11 protein-coding genes and 2 pseudogenes are annotated in these 15,565 nt (G+C 32.9%); 5 read left to right on the top strand and 8 right to left on the bottom strand.

The genetic code is table 11. The features are described from left to right. The first annotated feature begins 127 nt into the window (after positions 1–127). A pseudogene (locus tag ABLV90_RS00485) lies at positions 128–1,002 on the top strand (LysR substrate-binding domain-containing protein). Here ABLV90_RS00485 and hutG read toward each other — a convergent pair. After that, on the bottom strand, positions 992–1,921 hold the full coding sequence (gene hutG / locus ABLV90_RS00490; RefSeq protein WP_427707971.1) for a formimidoylglutamase: 930 nt from the start codon (positions 1,919–1,921) through the stop codon (positions 992–994). The pseudogene ABLV90_RS00485 and the gene hutG sit on opposite strands and share 11 nt — an antisense overlap. 261 nt (positions 1,922–2,182) lie before the next feature. Here hutG and ABLV90_RS00495 point away from each other — a divergent pair, with 261 nt between their 5' ends. Further along, positions 2,183–3,697: a type II CAAX prenyl endopeptidase Rce1 family protein gene (locus tag ABLV90_RS00495; protein ID WP_460871931.1), complete on the top strand. Its 1,515-nt coding sequence runs from the start codon at positions 2,183–2,185 to the stop codon at positions 3,695–3,697. A gap of 225 nt (positions 3,698–3,922) precedes the next feature. Here ABLV90_RS00495 and ABLV90_RS00500 read toward each other — a convergent pair whose 3' ends face one another. Then, positions 3,923–4,612, bottom strand: coding sequence for a ribose 5-phosphate isomerase A (locus tag ABLV90_RS00500; protein ID WP_427707973.1), 690 nt, complete (start codon positions 4,610–4,612; stop codon positions 3,923–3,925). 163 nt (positions 4,613–4,775) lie between these two features. Here ABLV90_RS00500 and ABLV90_RS00505 point away from each other — a divergent pair, with 163 nt between their 5' ends. Further along, on the top strand, positions 4,776–5,444 hold the full coding sequence (locus tag ABLV90_RS00505; RefSeq protein WP_427706632.1) for an MOSC domain-containing protein: 669 nt from the start codon (positions 4,776–4,778) through the stop codon (positions 5,442–5,444). A 221-nt stretch (positions 5,445–5,665) separates the two neighbouring features. Here ABLV90_RS00505 and ABLV90_RS00510 read toward each other — a convergent pair whose 3' ends face one another. From ABLV90_RS00510 to ABLV90_RS00525, 4 genes are all read right to left on the bottom strand, one after another. Continuing rightward, positions 5,666–6,682 carry an aldose epimerase family protein gene (locus tag ABLV90_RS00510; RefSeq protein ID WP_427707975.1) on the bottom strand — a complete coding sequence of 339 codons (1,017 nt, stop codon included), beginning with the start codon at positions 6,680–6,682 and terminating at the stop codon, positions 5,666–5,668. A 679-nt stretch (positions 6,683–7,361) separates the two neighbouring features. After that, the gene (locus ABLV90_RS00515) at positions 7,362–8,600 is read right to left on the bottom strand and encodes an ABC transporter permease (RefSeq protein WP_460871932.1); all 1,239 of its coding nucleotides are present in this window, start codon (positions 8,598–8,600) and stop codon (positions 7,362–7,364) included. Next, positions 8,593–9,492, bottom strand: a complete 900-nt coding sequence (locus ABLV90_RS00520; RefSeq protein WP_460871933.1) for an ABC transporter ATP-binding protein — start codon at positions 9,490–9,492, stop codon at positions 8,593–8,595. The genes ABLV90_RS00515 and ABLV90_RS00520 overlap by 8 nt, the downstream gene beginning before the upstream one ends. Positions 9,493–9,680: 188 nt before the next feature. Next, positions 9,681–10,325 carry a DUF805 domain-containing protein gene (locus tag ABLV90_RS00525; RefSeq protein ID WP_460871934.1) on the bottom strand — a complete coding sequence of 215 codons (645 nt, stop codon included), beginning with the start codon at positions 10,323–10,325 and terminating at the stop codon, positions 9,681–9,683. Between the two features lie 204 nt (positions 10,326–10,529). On the opposite strand from ABLV90_RS00525, the gene ABLV90_RS00530 reads away from it, so the two are divergent. Next, positions 10,530–11,141, top strand: a complete 612-nt coding sequence (locus ABLV90_RS00530; protein WP_427707982.1) for a DNA-3-methyladenine glycosylase — start codon at positions 10,530–10,532, stop codon at positions 11,139–11,141. 326 nt (positions 11,142–11,467) lie between these two features. Here the strand turns inward: ABLV90_RS00530 and ABLV90_RS00535 are convergent, their stop codons facing one another. Further along, positions 11,468–12,799, bottom strand: a complete 1,332-nt coding sequence (locus tag ABLV90_RS00535; protein ID WP_460871935.1) for a Na+/H+ antiporter NhaC family protein — start codon at positions 12,797–12,799, stop codon at positions 11,468–11,470. Positions 12,800–13,204: 405 nt separating this feature from the next. Here ABLV90_RS00535 and gltS point away from each other — a divergent pair. Next, positions 13,205–14,415 (top strand): annotated as a pseudogene (gene gltS, locus ABLV90_RS00540) (sodium/glutamate symporter). A gap of 97 nt (positions 14,416–14,512) precedes the next feature. On the opposite strand, the gene fni reads toward gltS, so the two are convergent. After that, the gene (gene fni, locus ABLV90_RS00545; RefSeq protein WP_460871936.1) at positions 14,513–15,556 is read right to left on the bottom strand and encodes a type 2 isopentenyl-diphosphate Delta-isomerase; all 1,044 of its coding nucleotides are present in this window, start codon (positions 15,554–15,556) and stop codon (positions 14,513–14,515) included. Positions 15,557–15,565 lie beyond the last annotated feature (9 nt).

Below are 15,565 nucleotides of genomic sequence, written 5' to 3' on the forward strand. Positions count from 1 at the left end.
ACATGAAAGTACGCCTCCCGCTATATTACTAAGTATAATATGATATGATATATCCTACCAATATAAATAAACTAATTATTAATAGTTTAAGACTATAAATAAAACAAATATTCAAGGAGGCTTTGTGTTGAAAATCATTCAATTAGAGTATTTTGTCGCTGTTGTGAAATATAATAGTTTCACTAAAGCCGCTAACTTTTTACATATTAGTCAACCGTCTTTAACGACTACAATAAAAAAAATGGAAGCCAATTTAGGGTATGACCTTTTTATGAGAACTACTAAGGATATTAAAATCACTGAAAAAGGAATTCATTTTTATAATTACGCCCAACAATTGATACAGAACTATCATCAAACAATAGAAAAAATGTATGACCTTAATATGGGACATGCGCCTAAAATCAAATTGTCTATTTTAGAATCAGCAAATCAATGGATTTCTCAAGTGCTTTCTATCCATTTAAAATATAACCCCAACCAGACTTACCTTGTTTCTGAAGTGCATGACCAAAATAAAATACTGGAACAGCTCATCAATTTTGAAAATCACCTTGCATTGACCAATGAACAAATTAGTCATGAAGATATTAAATCTATTCCTCTATATGAGGAATCCTATGTCGTTATTACACCTAAAAATGCTTTTCCAGATACTAAAATAACGTCTATTAAATCATTGCCATTAATCTTACCTACCAAAGGTTCTCAAGTGCGTAAACATCTTGATGATTACTTTACACGTATGAATATACATCCGAATATCATTATGGAAGTTGATCGTTTTGAAGCGGCTACTAATTTTGTCCATAGAGGATTGGGATATGCAGTTATTCCACGTGTATATTATCAATCATTTAACGCTCGGGATTTGGATGCTTTGGAAATGCGTCCCAAATTAGGTCGTTCTATTTATATCAACTACCTAAAAAAAGAAAGCACTCAGAACGAGTACTTTCTTTTATAAATCAATGCATTGATTATTGGAATATTAAAGAATAAAATGATGCAAAAAATTAGCAGATAATTTAGCAGTTCGATTATCCACATCATATTTTGGATTCGTTTCGGCAATACTAACAGTAGAAACTTTCTCACTTGGAATAATACGTTTCGCCAATTCAAGCACAACATGTGGTGATAGGCCTAATACAGCATTTGCACTTACCCCCGGTGCGAATGCACTATCAATAACATCCATACATATCGTAAACATAATCACATCATGATCATGTATAAAACGTTCTATCTTATCCTTAATTGGAGGAGAAATTTGATGTAACAATTCATCAGAATAAACAAAACCGATGTCTCTTTCTTTCGCGTAATCAAATAGTGCTTGCGTGTTACCACCTTGTTGAATACCTAATACTAAATAATCAGTACTTTCATCCTGTTCTAAAATTTGTCTAAAGCTCGTACCAGAAGTAGAACCAGATTCTTTTCTAGTGTCAAAGTGTGCATCAATATTGATGACACCAATAGAAGCATCAGGAAACGCCTCACGTGTGCCTAAATACTGCGCATAAGCGATATCATGTCCGCCCCCTAACAAAAAGGTTTGGTTATGTCTTTGTATCGATGAAGCAACATAATGCGCAAATTCTTGTTGTGTTTCTTCTAAAGTCTCATGATTATGTTCAACATTACCATAATCATAAATTGAACATGTTCTCAAGACTGGTAAATTAGCAAAAGTTTTCTTGATTGCATCTGGGCCTAACTTAGCTCCAATTCTTCCTTTATTAAGTTCAACACCCTTATCAACCGCATAACCTAACATACCTACACCGTGACGTGGCTCATCGTACTCATCTTCAATATTACGAAATTGTATTGTTTGAAAATGCCTGAATTCTGTTTCCTCTGTTTCACTATCTACTCTTCCTGTCCATAAATCACGTTGTGCTAATTTATACATAGTTCTCCTCCTTTTGAAACTATATCGACACTTAAAGTATACGCTTACATTTTTACCAATTCAATTATATTTATAATTATCTTTACCCACTTGTTTAAAAGTTAATTTTGAAATTCATATTAAAATTGTTGCATTTAGACGTTTGATTTTGTAAAAGTATTACATTTCAATGATAAATATTTGAATTTAATTTATTTATCACTCAGAAGTATGTATAATTAGGAATAAATGATTTTTCTGAACCCTATTGGAGGTTACATAATGAATACAAAACGTATACCAGGTTTTCAATGGGCAATGATGATATTTATTTTCTTCATTATTGCTTATGCAACACCTATTATACTTAAAGATTTTCAAGGTACAATTTCTCTTAAAACTTTTGTCTTTGACATGAGCAGCTTAGCACCATTTATTGCTGCCGTTATATGTTTACTCGTCTTTAAACACAGAGGTACGCAACTTGGTAGTTTAAAGTTTTCAATTAGTTTAAAAGTTATAGAACGTATCATTTTAGCACTTGTCATACCATTAATTATTTTTATTATTGCTATGATTTGCTTCAATGTTTATGCTGATAGTTTTGTACTTCTACAAACAGACGATTTATCTGTTTCAATTATATCAATTATTATTGGTCAAATTATCATGGCTTTCTTAGTAGAGTTTGGTTTCCGTTCTTATTTACAACATATTGTTGAAACTAAGATGAATACATTTATCGCATCTATTATTGTGGGCATTATTTATTCAATATGGAATGTTAATATTTCATTTAGCTTTGATTATGCGATATATAGTTTCCTTTATTCTTTCGCTTTTTCAATGATTATTGGAGAACTTATTCGTGCTACAAAAGGACGTACAATATACATTGCGACAATATTCCATGCAACAATGTCATTTGGACTCGTTTTCTTATTTAACGAAGAATTAGGCGATGTGTTCCCAATGAAAGTAATTGCTTTAACTACGGCCGCTGTTGTCGCTGTTTACATTCTATTAAGTATTATCGTTCGTGTGATTCTTTATTTCTTCACAAAACGTAATTTAGATGAAGTGGATGATAACAACTACCTTGATCATGTTAATGAAACATCTGAAAACGATGCACAAACCGATGATGATGTTGATGAAAATAGTGTTAAAGATGAAAATAAGACAAGCACATCGTCTTCAGACAGCTTAAAGTCAACGACTGCCGCAAGTGGTGTTGTCGCGGCTCATCATACAGCGCACGACTCAGATCAACAACACACTGATGAGACAACAAAGACGACAACTTCAACAGTCGATGATAAAAATACAGCATCGTCTACAACATCTACTGTTAATGAAGCAACTGAACAAAACAACGCAGATTTAACTACTGATGATAATCAAAAAAAGACAAACACTGAAAGCAACTCGACATATAATGACCATGTTGAAATAAATGAAGAAGATGACAAATCAAAATCTAATGATAATAACGACTCAAACAATTTGACTAATAGTTCCGTTGAAGCATCTACTGAAAAAGTAAAACATGATACAACTGACAACGATAATGAGTCATTAAAAACAAGTGCACGTTATTCATCTTCTCGTAAATCTTCGGCTGTGAGTAATGCGAAAGCATCCATTACAGATGATGATCATGTTGAAGACACATCATCAACTGAATCAAACACTACAAACGCAACACATAATGATCAAGAAGTAGATAATGATTCAAATGATAAACAAACGCGTTCACCTTTTAATCTTAAAAGTAAACGTGGTCACCGTCGTTAGTTACACTAATGCGTAACATTATTAAAACTTGGGGAGTATGGTATACCTCACAAAGTGTCGACAGAGTCTCTGGCTTTGTCGGCATTTTTTGTTTATGCTTTCTGCGCGTCCGATATTGCTTTATTAACTAGTCAGTCCTCTCCCAAAGGACTACCACCTTTAAATAAAAGTACAAAAAAAGCGGATGAGACATAATTACATGTCTCATCCGCCTTTTTGTATTATTTATTTTTCAAGTACTTTCACACCGTCTGGTGAACCAATAATAATTTGGTCAGCAACATCTAAGAAATAACCGGTTTCCAATACACCCACAAGATGGATTAAATATTCATGCATTTCGTAAGCATCTATACTTCCGTTTAATTCTAAGTCCAATATATAGTTTCCATTATCTGTAATAAATGGCACATCCTCAACAACACGGCGTATTGCTTTAATATTACCCTTACCATATGACTCAATCTTTTTAGAAACGAGTAGCCAATTAAATTTATCTACTTCCACAGGAAGCTTAAACGTTTGGCCTAAATAATCTACGCATTTACTATCATCTATTAAAACAATAAATCTGTCTGCCATAGCATCAATTACTTTTTCTCTAAATAGTGCTCCACCGCCACCTTTTATAAGGTTTAATTGATTGTCTACTTCATCGGCGCCATCAATTGCGATATCAATTTTATCCACATCGTTTACATCGACTACCCGCATACCTAATTTTTTTGCGATATAAGCTGTTTTGTTTGAAGTACAGACGCCAGTTATATCAATATGTGCTTGTTCTAATTTCTCTGCGATTTTTGGCACGAGTAGTTCAATTGTTGAACCTGAACCAATACCCACAACCATACCATCTTTAATTTGGTCTAATGCATCATCAAATGTACTTAACTTCAACTGTTTTTTATTCATAATGCTTCCCCTTTACACACAGTACTTTTATCTTTATTGTACATGAGATTCATAAAAATACATAGCTAAAAAACGTAAATATAAGACGCTAATATATGTTCACTTGCATATTCTGAAAATTGTTTTAAAATGATAATCACTAAACTGCAGGAGGTACTGAATTATGATTTATGCGCTAGATGCAATTTCTACAGGTAAAATTCAAGATTTATCATACAGTACGAAAAGACCGATGCGCTCAGCCTTAAACAAAAAGAGAATTACAAGTCAAATGTGGTTATCGAAGACTGGGTTTATTGAAGATGAGCAAGAATATAAAGGACACGGTGGACCAGATAAAGCGCTATGTCTTTATAGTAAGAAGAACTATGAATTATGGAAAAATGATGTTTCTACATTACCTGACTATGCTATGTTTGGTGAGAATTTAACTGCTGTCGATTTAGATGAAAATGATATTTATTTGGGTGATCAATTTCAATTAGATGAAGCAATTGTAGAAGTATCTGAAATAAGAGAACCATGTTGGAAAATTCAAGAAAAGTATAAAATTCCAGATTTAGTTAAGCGCATGTCGCGTTCTTGCAAGACTGGGTTTTATCTTAGAGTTATCAAAGAAGGATTTGTAGATAATGGTGCAAATTTAGAATTCATACATTCTTCAAACACGCATATGCCGCTTTCAGTGTTCGAACTGAATGACATCTATTATAACGATAATAAAAATATAACGCGGTTAACAGATGCTTTGAAAAATCCCTATCTAACTGACGAGAGACATTCAAAATTGCAAAAATTTTTAAAACGCGCACAAAACATCGCAGAGAAATAACTATATAAATGGAACTAGATAGAAAACTAAATTTTTCTAATAAGGTTTGTTGTATGATTCGACTTCGGCAAAGATGACTAGAAAATGGAATACAAGAATTGTAAGTCTTTAAAAGTTTAATATAAGCGCATTTCCAATGCAGTTAACTACTGACAATATAAAAATAAGTCTGAGACATATATTAATGTCCCAGACTTATTTGCATAATATCAATTTAGTTTCTATAACTCTTTTTCAAAAATTTTATATGACGTTTTTGAATAGTATGGTTGATTAGCTTCCAATATAGATGGTGCTTTTTCTCCCATTAAGTTAATGTCATTTGGTATACATTGCGTTTCAAGCGTAAAACCAGAATGTGCCTTATAAATATTAAAGTCACTTTGCCAACTTGTAGTATCATTAAATGTGAAAATGACAACATTTGGCATGTCAGTGTTCACTGTTAATAAAAAGCGTTTATTTTCAACGGTCATTTCATTGCCACCTATATCAAATGGATGATCGATGCCGCCAAAACGTTCCATTTGTGCTTTCACAACTGGATGCTCACTCGTAAAGATGTCTTTAAATTGTATGTTTCTTTCGTTAAACGTGTCCACTAAATCAATTGGTTCCATGCTTTCAACGATATTATCGTCGCCTAATAAATACATATCTACTTTTGAACTTGAAATACTATGGTTATCAATCACATTATTATCTCTATTCAAATTAAAATAAACATGATTCATCGGATTAAATAACGTTTTCTCTGTAGCGGTTGCTTTGTATTCAATTGTCCATTTATGATCAACATCATAAGTATGAATCACTTCTAGCTCAATATCGCCAGGAAAATGGTCGTCCGAACTTTTTATAGTTGTTGTAAAAATAACTTTTACTTGGCCCACTTGCTCTTCAATTTCATAATCAAAAAAGCGTGTACCAATACCTTCTGGCCCACCATGTATGTTATGTTCACCGTTATTTGCGTCAAGCTGATAAGTCTTTCCATCTAATTCGAAAGTAGCATTTGCAATTCTACCACCATAACGGCCAATTGTTGCCCCGAAATGAAATGGATTTTCTTCATAGAATTCATCTGCTTCTACAACATTTCCAAGTACAATGTTATTATCATCGTACTTCCATGAGACAATACGTGCACCATAATTTGTAAAAACAATTTTCGTTTCTTCATTATCAATTTTAATTAAATCAATACCATTACTTTGGCTTTCTACTTTTGCAAACATCATCAATTACTCCCTTTCAAACCCAATACTTTTTCAAAAGTTAATATCAGGTTTTATCATGAATAAAAACATCACTTACAAACGTGGCCTGTAAATCACAACTCAGAAGGGGATCTTCATTGTGTTTAGGCAATGTAAACTGTCTCACTACAAGTCCAATTTATTTGAATATTTATTTTGAAAATAATAATTCAATTGTAGTGAACAATCCCTATCACACATAATACGATTAAATGTAACAACATCAATGTGATTAACTATGCTTCCCTCTAGCATAAGTTAACTTGCAAAGTCACTGTGATGCAATAACACAAATCTTGTGTAATATTTAATACTCCCTAATTCTTCTATTACTCTCTTATATTGTAACAATTTAGTCAAATGTTTATCTATACTAATCGTCAATTTTAACAAACAATCATAAAAATTGTTATACTTTTTCTATTATTATACAAATAATAGCCAAATTTTCATTGTATAATATTATAACTTTGTTGATTTCCTCTTTATTCTACTACTTAATTTATATAAGTACATAGTAATTTTATATAAACAACTTTCTATTCACTCTAAAAAGATACGTTTTTTATACACAATAAATGTATCAATCATAAAAAATAAACTACCTCCACATATTACATGTTGATGGTAGTTTATTATAATCGCTCATTTTAAATTATTATTTTTTGTTAAATATACGTTTTACCGAACTCATAAAGCCTTTATCAAAACTCAAAATCGTATCTTTATAACTACGCACTGCAACCCATAATAGTATAAAAATAGTGATAATAGATATAATCATACTTAATACAATTTCCCATATAGCAACATCTGGCGTGGATGCACGAACAAACATCACAAATGGTGAAAGTAATGGTATGAAGCTGGTAATTTTCACCAATAATGTATCTGTGTTCATGATACTAAATAAGGAAATATAAAATGCAATCATGCTAATTAATGTCATTGGCATTAATGATTGATTAATATCTTCTATACGAGCAGTAATAGATCCTAAAATCGATGCTAAAATAATATATGAAAGTATACCAATAATCATTGATATGATACCTACGACGATTAATTGCACGGTTAATTCGTTTGGTTCAATATTAAACCCTTTTAACATATCTCCAATATCAAACAATAAGAAACATATAATGCCGACCACAATAAATATACTGATTTGGGTTAATGCTACTGAAACCACACCTGCCATCTTCGCAAGAATATGCGTCACTGGTGACACACTCGTAATAATCATTTCGATAACTCGTGATGTTTTCTCAGTTGCGATTTCCATAGCAACTTGGCTCGCATAATTGAAAACGATAAAGAATATAAGCATCACGCCCGCATATACAATCATTGTATTAAAGCCTTTTTGAGCTTCACTTAAATTTGAATTGTTAGCATTATCTGCAAGCACTTCTGAAGTTACTTCACTTTGAGACTGTAACTGCTTTAATTCATCTTGTGATAAGTTTAAATTCGCCGCAACAAATTGTGTTTGTATAGTTGATAATGTCGCTTTTAATTTTTGCTTATCTTGTTCTGAAACAGTATCTTTACTCAATATTTTACCTGAAAGTTTTTTATCTTCACTCAGTTTAATAACGTAAGCTTTATCTAATTTTTCGTTTTTAACCTGTGACTTTGCTTGTTTTTCTGATAATTGCTTAAAGTCTGCGCCTTCATCAAGTTGATCACCTTGTGATTTAATGACTTTATAGATTTCATTATTCGATGAGACGACCCCTACTTTATCAGGTCCATCATCAAATAAATCAATAATTTTATTAATATTCGCCGCGCCAACCATTAAAAGAATCACAATAGCTGTAAAAATAACAAATGACTTTGTTTTGACTTTACTTTTATAAGTTAAGGAAAAAGTCGCAAAGAATTTATCCATTGACGTCACCTACTTTTGCTATAAAGATTTCATTTAGTGATGGTTCTACAACTTGGAATCGTTTGACGAAACCATACTGTATTACAACTTCATAAATTTTTTCAGCAACCTCTTCTGTCTCAATCATTGCTTTGATTTCTCTTTTACTTCTATCTACTTGTAATACACCGTCAATGCTATCTATTTCTGGCATTTCATGTTCTGTTTCTATGACGACGCTTTTCTTACCATGATTTGCTTTCACTTCATCAATTGGACCTGAAACAACAAGCTCTCCACGATTTAGAATACAGACATTGTCACATAATTCTTCTACATGTTCCATTCTATGAGAGCTATATATAATAGTAGTACCAAGATCATTTAAATCTTTAACAGCTGATTTTAATAACTCTACATTGACTGGATCTAAGCCACTGAATGGTTCATCCAAAATTAATAATTCTGGTTTATGTAACATACTTGCTAAAAGTTGGATTTTTTGTTGATTTCCTTTGGATAATGCTTCAATTTTCTTTTCTCTATTTTCGTTAATGCCAAACCTATCTAACCAATAATCTATAGCTTCCGTAATTTCTTTGGACTTCATTCCTTTTAAAGTAGCTAAATAACGTAATTCATCTTCTACTTTCATTTTAGGATGTAATCCTCTCTCTTCTGGTAAATAGCCAATGTGGTTGTATGAAGTCTTGTCTATGGGTTTGTCATTATATGCAATTTTACCTTCAGTGATTGGCGTTAGTCCTAAAATCATTCTGAAGGTTGTCGTTTTTCCCGCACCATTTCTGCCTAGAAAACCTAACATCTTACCTTGTTCTAATGATAATGAAATATCATTAACCGCTGTAAAATCTTTATATTTCTTGGTTACATGTTCAATGTTTAGTGACATTATGCCCCGACCCCTCTCTTTTTAAAAATTATATACTTTGATAATACCATTAGATCTAGCAAAGTTACATTTTAAATTCAACTTTGCTAGACATGATTCTACTTTATTACTTCTTGTGCAAGTGATATTGCACAAGAAAAAACTAACGCTGTTTCCACTTAAACTAAGTTGGTAACAGCGTTTTAATTTCAGTATTTTAATTCCTCATGTTTTTGATTATGAGTTTGTCCAAGTTGCTCATTTTCTTTTGGGTTAAAAGTATCCTCATACATGTGAGCATTCGAGCGAATGTGATTACCATATTTATGGCTCGTCCCATATTTATTTGTTTTTCTCTCACTATCCAAACAACAAATAACTAAACAATATATTCCTAATACCGCATAAATGATATATATCAACATCGGCGTAATGATACTAGAAATATTAGCATATTCAGGATCCATCGCATTTATTAATGTAATCATAATATTAGTAACAATTAATACGGCAAAATAAATCACTGGAATCAACATTTGTCTACCTGTATCATGAAATCTTCTAACCAATAATGCCCGACAAGGAATCAGTGTAGCTAATCCATATATAACAAGATATATAAAAGATATGAATATTAGAATGCCTCCAATTACAGTGATTTCACCAGAATAAGATGAAAGACCTGAAACAAGCATAATAAAACCTATAATAAGTAATATTAGCCCTGGTATCATAAAAATCATATGCCATAATATCATATACCAATATTCGCTTCGACGTGAGCGCCCTTTAAAATTAACATAGTTTATCCAGAACAATTTGAGTGCTTGAAGAAAACTAACTTTCCGCTCCATAATACTCCCCCTTTCATATTCATATGTTAAAGATAATTTTTAATTCACATTAAATTTTGGTACATTATATGTAAATTCTTTAAATATCTTATTTAGTTTAGTGTAACAAACTATTTTGTAAGTAGTAATACAATTTTACTGATTCTAAAAAAAACATTTAAAAATATTTATTTTTAAAAAAACTAGAAATCGGAGGAACAACTCATGGATTTTTTACGTCGAGATACAATAACTATTGCTAAAGATTTACTAGGTATCAAAGTGATTTTTCAAGATGAACTCGAAACATTCACTGGATATATTGTAGAAACAGAGGCCTATGTTGGCAAAGAAGACCGCGCCGCTCATGGTTTTAATGGAAAAAGAACGCCCAAAGTAGAATCTTTATATAAACGAGGTGGGACGATATATGCACACGTGATGCACAATCACCTTTTAATAAATTTTGTCACAAAAGATGAAGGCGTCCCTGAAGGTGTATTAATTAGAGCTGTCGAACCTAAAGAAGGTATCGAAACCATGAAATTAAATAGAGGAAAAAGTGGATTTGAATTAACCAACGGACCTGGAAAGTGGACCAAAGCTTTTAATATTCCTCGACATTTAGATGGTTCTCGTTTAAATGAAAGTCGTCTATTAATCGACACTAAAAATCGTAAATACCCATGTGCTATTGAAGAAAGCGGACGTATTGGAATTCCAAACAAAGGCGACTGGACATTTAAACCACTACGCTTTACTGTAAAAGGCAATCCCTATGTCTCTAAGATGCGTAAATCAGATATGACTGACCCAAAACATACTTGGCGCAAATAACTAATTATAATCATATAGAAAAGGAGCTTCCAAAAATGGAAGCTCCGCTACGTTCGTTTCTATTTCTTTTATCGATTGATTTATTCAACATTACAGACCCCACCACTGTTTAATTTAAACATATTATATTATTTTTGTTTGAAAAATGGCAGTAATTTGGGCCGACTCCTGCGGGAAAAGCACTAGCCGAATACTACTGGCTGAGGCTGTGCCCACGGAAAGCGTGCACAAAAAAGTGCCAACAAAGTCAGAGACTTTGTCGACACTCTGAGAGCTTCCAAAAATGGAAGCTCTTTTTTCTATATCAAGCATAAGTTTTTCATCAACTATTTATTTTTTAACTTTTTATTCCCATCTAATAAACCAAATTGAATTGTAATAATTGTACAAATAACCAATATAACTGGATAGAATGAATATTTTAATACTTCTAAATAAGAGACATCGCCATATTGCTCTACCATTAACATCCCACTGTCATGAGGGAGGACCATTAAAGCACTACAAGCAAATATATCTAGTAAGCTGGCCATCCGTTTAGGTGGCACTTTATATTCATCACCAATCTCTTTTGCAATTGGTGCCGAAATAATAATCGCTAACGTATTATGTGAAAGTGCGACAGACAGCACACCTGACATCATACTGATGACATATTCAGCACTTTTACGTCCTGTAGCTTTTCGCTTCATAGCTTGAATGATCCAATCTACACCACCATAGTATCGAATCAATGCTACAAGGCCAGATACTAAGAATGCTACAAGGAAAATGTTGAACATACTTTCCATACCATCACCAATCGATTTCGTAAATTGGAAGATACCCATTTGACCTTGAACCAAACCTAGTAGTCCAGCCATCCCGATACCAAGAATAAGCACAAAAATGACGTCTAAACCTGCAATAGCCGCTATTAATACAAATATATAAGGCAAAATATTAATGAAATTGAAACTTAAATCGCCTTCTACATTACCAGTCCCACCAACAATGGCATATATAATCGCTGTGATGAATGCGGCGGGCATAGCAATGAGCACATTCATTTTAAATTTATCTTTCATCTTGGCACCTACGCCGTTCGTTGCAGCAATCGTTGTATCAGAAATGATAGATAAATTATCACCAAAGTAAGCACCTGCAATAACAGCCGCACCTGCTGCCGCTACGCTTAAGTCCGCTGCTTGTGCCACGGCTACACCTACAGGAATAAATGTCGCTTGCGCTCCTGTTGAAGTCCCTAACGTTAAGGCAGCAAACCCACTCATTATAAATATTCCTGGGATAAGTAAACTTGGCGGAATCACGGATAGACCCATGTTGACCATAGCTTCTTTACCCCCCATTTCAGACGTAACCGTTGAAAAAGCACCTGCAAGTAACAAGATTAATCCAAGATTTACAATGCCTGAGTTCCCTGCGTGTTCAGTAAAAATCTGAACTTTTTTCGTAAATTTCGTTTTTCTATCATAACAAGTCCATGCTATGACAATACCTATAAAAATAGCGACATGTCGTGGCAGTTGATCAAAAGCATCCTCTTTGCCAATAATCGTAAATGTAATCCCCACACCGATATATAAAACTAAAAATATTAATAACGGCAATAATGCTAACGCACCATATTGTTTTTCACTTCTTAATGATTCATCCATATACTTACTCCTTATAACCTAGTATTTACATATGATATATAGTATATCAAAACCGATTGAATGTCATTGCATAAAACTTCATTTCTTTTATTCAGTTATTCATTTTCGTTCCATCACATTGATATAGCTCATTTTAATACTACCCCTATTATATTATGAATCAATTTTGAAGCACTGCTATTACCTTTAATACTATATAAATGAAGTAACATTAAAAATCAAAGTGTTATTTTACACAAATGAAATTAATTTTCTTTCGAATTTAATTCTTTTCTAGCGTTATAGTGTTTTAAAATGTATAATAAATACAATGGGCTTTTGTAAGCACTTTCTTGTTTTAGTGCGAAATTTGTTTACATATCACATTATAGGAGAGATTTATTTGTAAAATGAGGGGGAATGAAAATGCTAGAGCTAGATGCTATTACTACTTTAGCACTCGCGAGTGTTTTATACCTTTTTGGTATATTTATTGTGAATCACGTATCAATTTTAAGGCGATTATGTATTCCAAGCACCAGTAATTGGTGGTTTATTATTCTCAATACTAGTTGCTGTCTTACAATCAACGAATATTATAACAATAAAATTAGATTCTGATTTTATTCAGAATTTCTTTATGCTTGCTTTCTTTACAACAATTGGGCTAGGAGCATCATTAAAACTACTACGCTTAGGCGGAAAAGTATTAATATTATATTTTATCTTTTGTGGCGTTCTTGCCGTATTCCAAAATATCATCGGTGTATCTATCGCAAAAGTTTTAAATATTCCGCCATTGCTTGGACTAACAGCTGGTTCAATGTCAATGGAAGGTGGACATGGTAATGCTTGCAGCATATGGTCAAACCGTGCAAGACATGGGTATTGATTCCGCATTAACAGCCGCTCTAGCAGTTGCAACATTAGGACTTGTTGTCGGTGGTTTAATTGGTGGACCAGTCGTTAAATTTTTAATAAATAAATATAATTTAAAACCAGAACATGCAGAAGAAACAATGAAAGATTACAGTAGTGTAAAATCAAACTCATACTTAAAAAATCGCATGACACCGACAACTATTTTCCTATTACAATTTTCAATTGTAGCCATCTGTATGGCTATTGGTTCTTATTTAGGTAATACGTTCTCAGATTTAACAGGTATTAATATCCCTGTTTATGTAGGTGCTATGTTTGTTGCAGTTATCATACGTAATATTTCAGAATATAACAATTTAAATCTGATTGATATGAAGATTATCGATAGTATCAGTGATGTTTCTCTTAGCTTATTCTTATCTATTGCCTTAATGAGTATTCAACTTACTGAAATTTATCAATTAGCAGTTCCATTAATTGTTATTGTATTAGCACAAGTTGTATTCATCGTTTTATTCTCAGTCTTCGTCGTATTCCGAGGACTTGGTAAAAATTATGATGCCGCAGTTATGATTGGTGGTTTCATCGGACACGGTCTTGGTGCTACACCTAACGCAATGGCTAACTTAGATGTTATTACTAAAAAATACGGTGCATCACCTAAAGCTTATCTTGTCGTTCCGATTGTCGGTGCGTTCTTAATAGATTTACTTGGTGTACCAATCGTTACGACATTCATTAACATTTTTGGTTAAAGTAAAATGACATTTGAATCAAACTGAGATATAAACATGCTCAGTTGAATAAAAGGATGGCCGAGACAAGTATTTATGTCTTAGCCATCCTTTTTTATTACCTAATATCTAATCCTCTTTGCTCTATCCATGATTCTAGCTTAGGACTAAAGATCATTTGTGATTGTTTTAAATCTTTAATTGTTGGCGTATCAAGCATGGTCATAATTTTCTTCATATGCTCTGTGAATTGTTCAGTATAATTAATTGTCTCTGTAATGCCATGGTTCTCGACTTGGTTTAAAAATGGTCGTGACATACCAACAGCACTCGCACCTAATGCAAGGCATTTCACTGCATCTAATGGTGTTCTCACACCACCACTTGCTAATATATCCATATCTTGTTGGTGTGCAGTACTTTCTAATAATGATTCAACAGTCGTTTGACCCCATAAACCAAGATAATCCATATCTTTATACGTACGTCTTTCATTTTCAATATCTACAAAGTTTGTACCGCCGCGTCCACTTACATCAACGTATCGGATTCCAATCTCATACAATTGTTTAATTGTTTCTTTGCTCATACCAAAGCCAACTTCTTTAACAATTACTGGTACATCCACATGTGCTACAATTTGCGCAAGGTTTTCCATCCATGTAGAGAAGGTTCTATTCCCTTCTGGCATGACAAGTTCTTGGGGTGCATTTACATGAACTTGTAGCGCTTGTGCATCAAGTAATTTCACTGATTCAACTGCTTTATCTACAGGCACATCTGCACCAACATTACTGAATATAATACCATCAGGATTTGTTTCTCTTACTACACTAAATGATGAAATCATTTTACTATTACGTAAAGCAACATGTGTAGATCCTACAGCCATTGCCATCCCAGTTTCACGTGCAATGATTGCCAGCTTCTCATTGATTTCTTTCGTCCATTCACTGCCGCCTGTCATTGCATTAATATATAATGGTTTCTTAAGTGTAAAGTCCTTTAATTCACTTTGTATATTAACATCATCCACATCAATATTCGGAATTGAATGATGGACAAACCTTATTTCATCAAAATCTGAAATTGTAGCATCTTGTTGTGCCATTGCAATTTCTACGTGCTCATTCTTTCTTTGTTCTCTTTTATTATCACTCATCTTTTGCCC

Origin of the sequence: Staphylococcus sp. 2S1 (assembly GCF_046721335.1) — a bacterium.
Classification (GTDB): domain Bacteria; phylum Bacillota; class Bacilli; order Staphylococcales; family Staphylococcaceae; genus Staphylococcus; species Staphylococcus equorum_A.

Excerpts from the sequence above, each read along its gene's own strand:
- ABLV90_RS00530 (WP_427707982.1), top strand. The coding sequence starts at position 10,530 with ATGGATTTTTTACGTCGAGATACAATAACTATTGCTAAAGATTTACTA.
- ABLV90_RS00500 (WP_427707973.1), bottom strand. The coding sequence starts at position 4,612 with ATGAATAAAAAACAGTTGAAGTTAAGTACATTTGATGATGCATTAGAC.
- hutG (WP_427707971.1), bottom strand. The coding sequence starts at position 1,921 with ATGTATAAATTAGCACAACGTGATTTATGGACAGGAAGAGTAGATAGT.
- ABLV90_RS00515 (WP_460871932.1), bottom strand. The coding sequence starts at position 8,600 with ATGGATAAATTCTTTGCGACTTTTTCCTTAACTTATAAAAGTAAAGTC.
- ABLV90_RS00505 (WP_427706632.1), top strand. The coding sequence starts at position 4,776 with ATGATTTATGCGCTAGATGCAATTTCTACAGGTAAAATTCAAGATTTA.
- ABLV90_RS00525 (WP_460871934.1), bottom strand. The coding sequence starts at position 10,325 with ATGGAGCGGAAAGTTAGTTTTCTTCAAGCACTCAAATTGTTCTGGATA.
- ABLV90_RS00520 (WP_460871933.1), bottom strand. The coding sequence starts at position 9,492 with ATGTCACTAAACATTGAACATGTAACCAAGAAATATAAAGATTTTACA.
- ABLV90_RS00495 (WP_460871931.1), top strand. The coding sequence starts at position 2,183 with ATGAATACAAAACGTATACCAGGTTTTCAATGGGCAATGATGATATTT.
- ABLV90_RS00535 (WP_460871935.1), bottom strand. The coding sequence starts at position 12,799 with ATGGATGAATCATTAAGAAGTGAAAAACAATATGGTGCGTTAGCATTA.
- fni (WP_460871936.1), bottom strand. The coding sequence starts at position 15,556 with ATGAGTGATAATAAAAGAGAACAAAGAAAGAATGAGCACGTAGAAATT.
- ABLV90_RS00510 (WP_427707975.1), bottom strand. The coding sequence starts at position 6,682 with ATGTTTGCAAAAGTAGAAAGCCAAAGTAATGGTATTGATTTAATTAAA.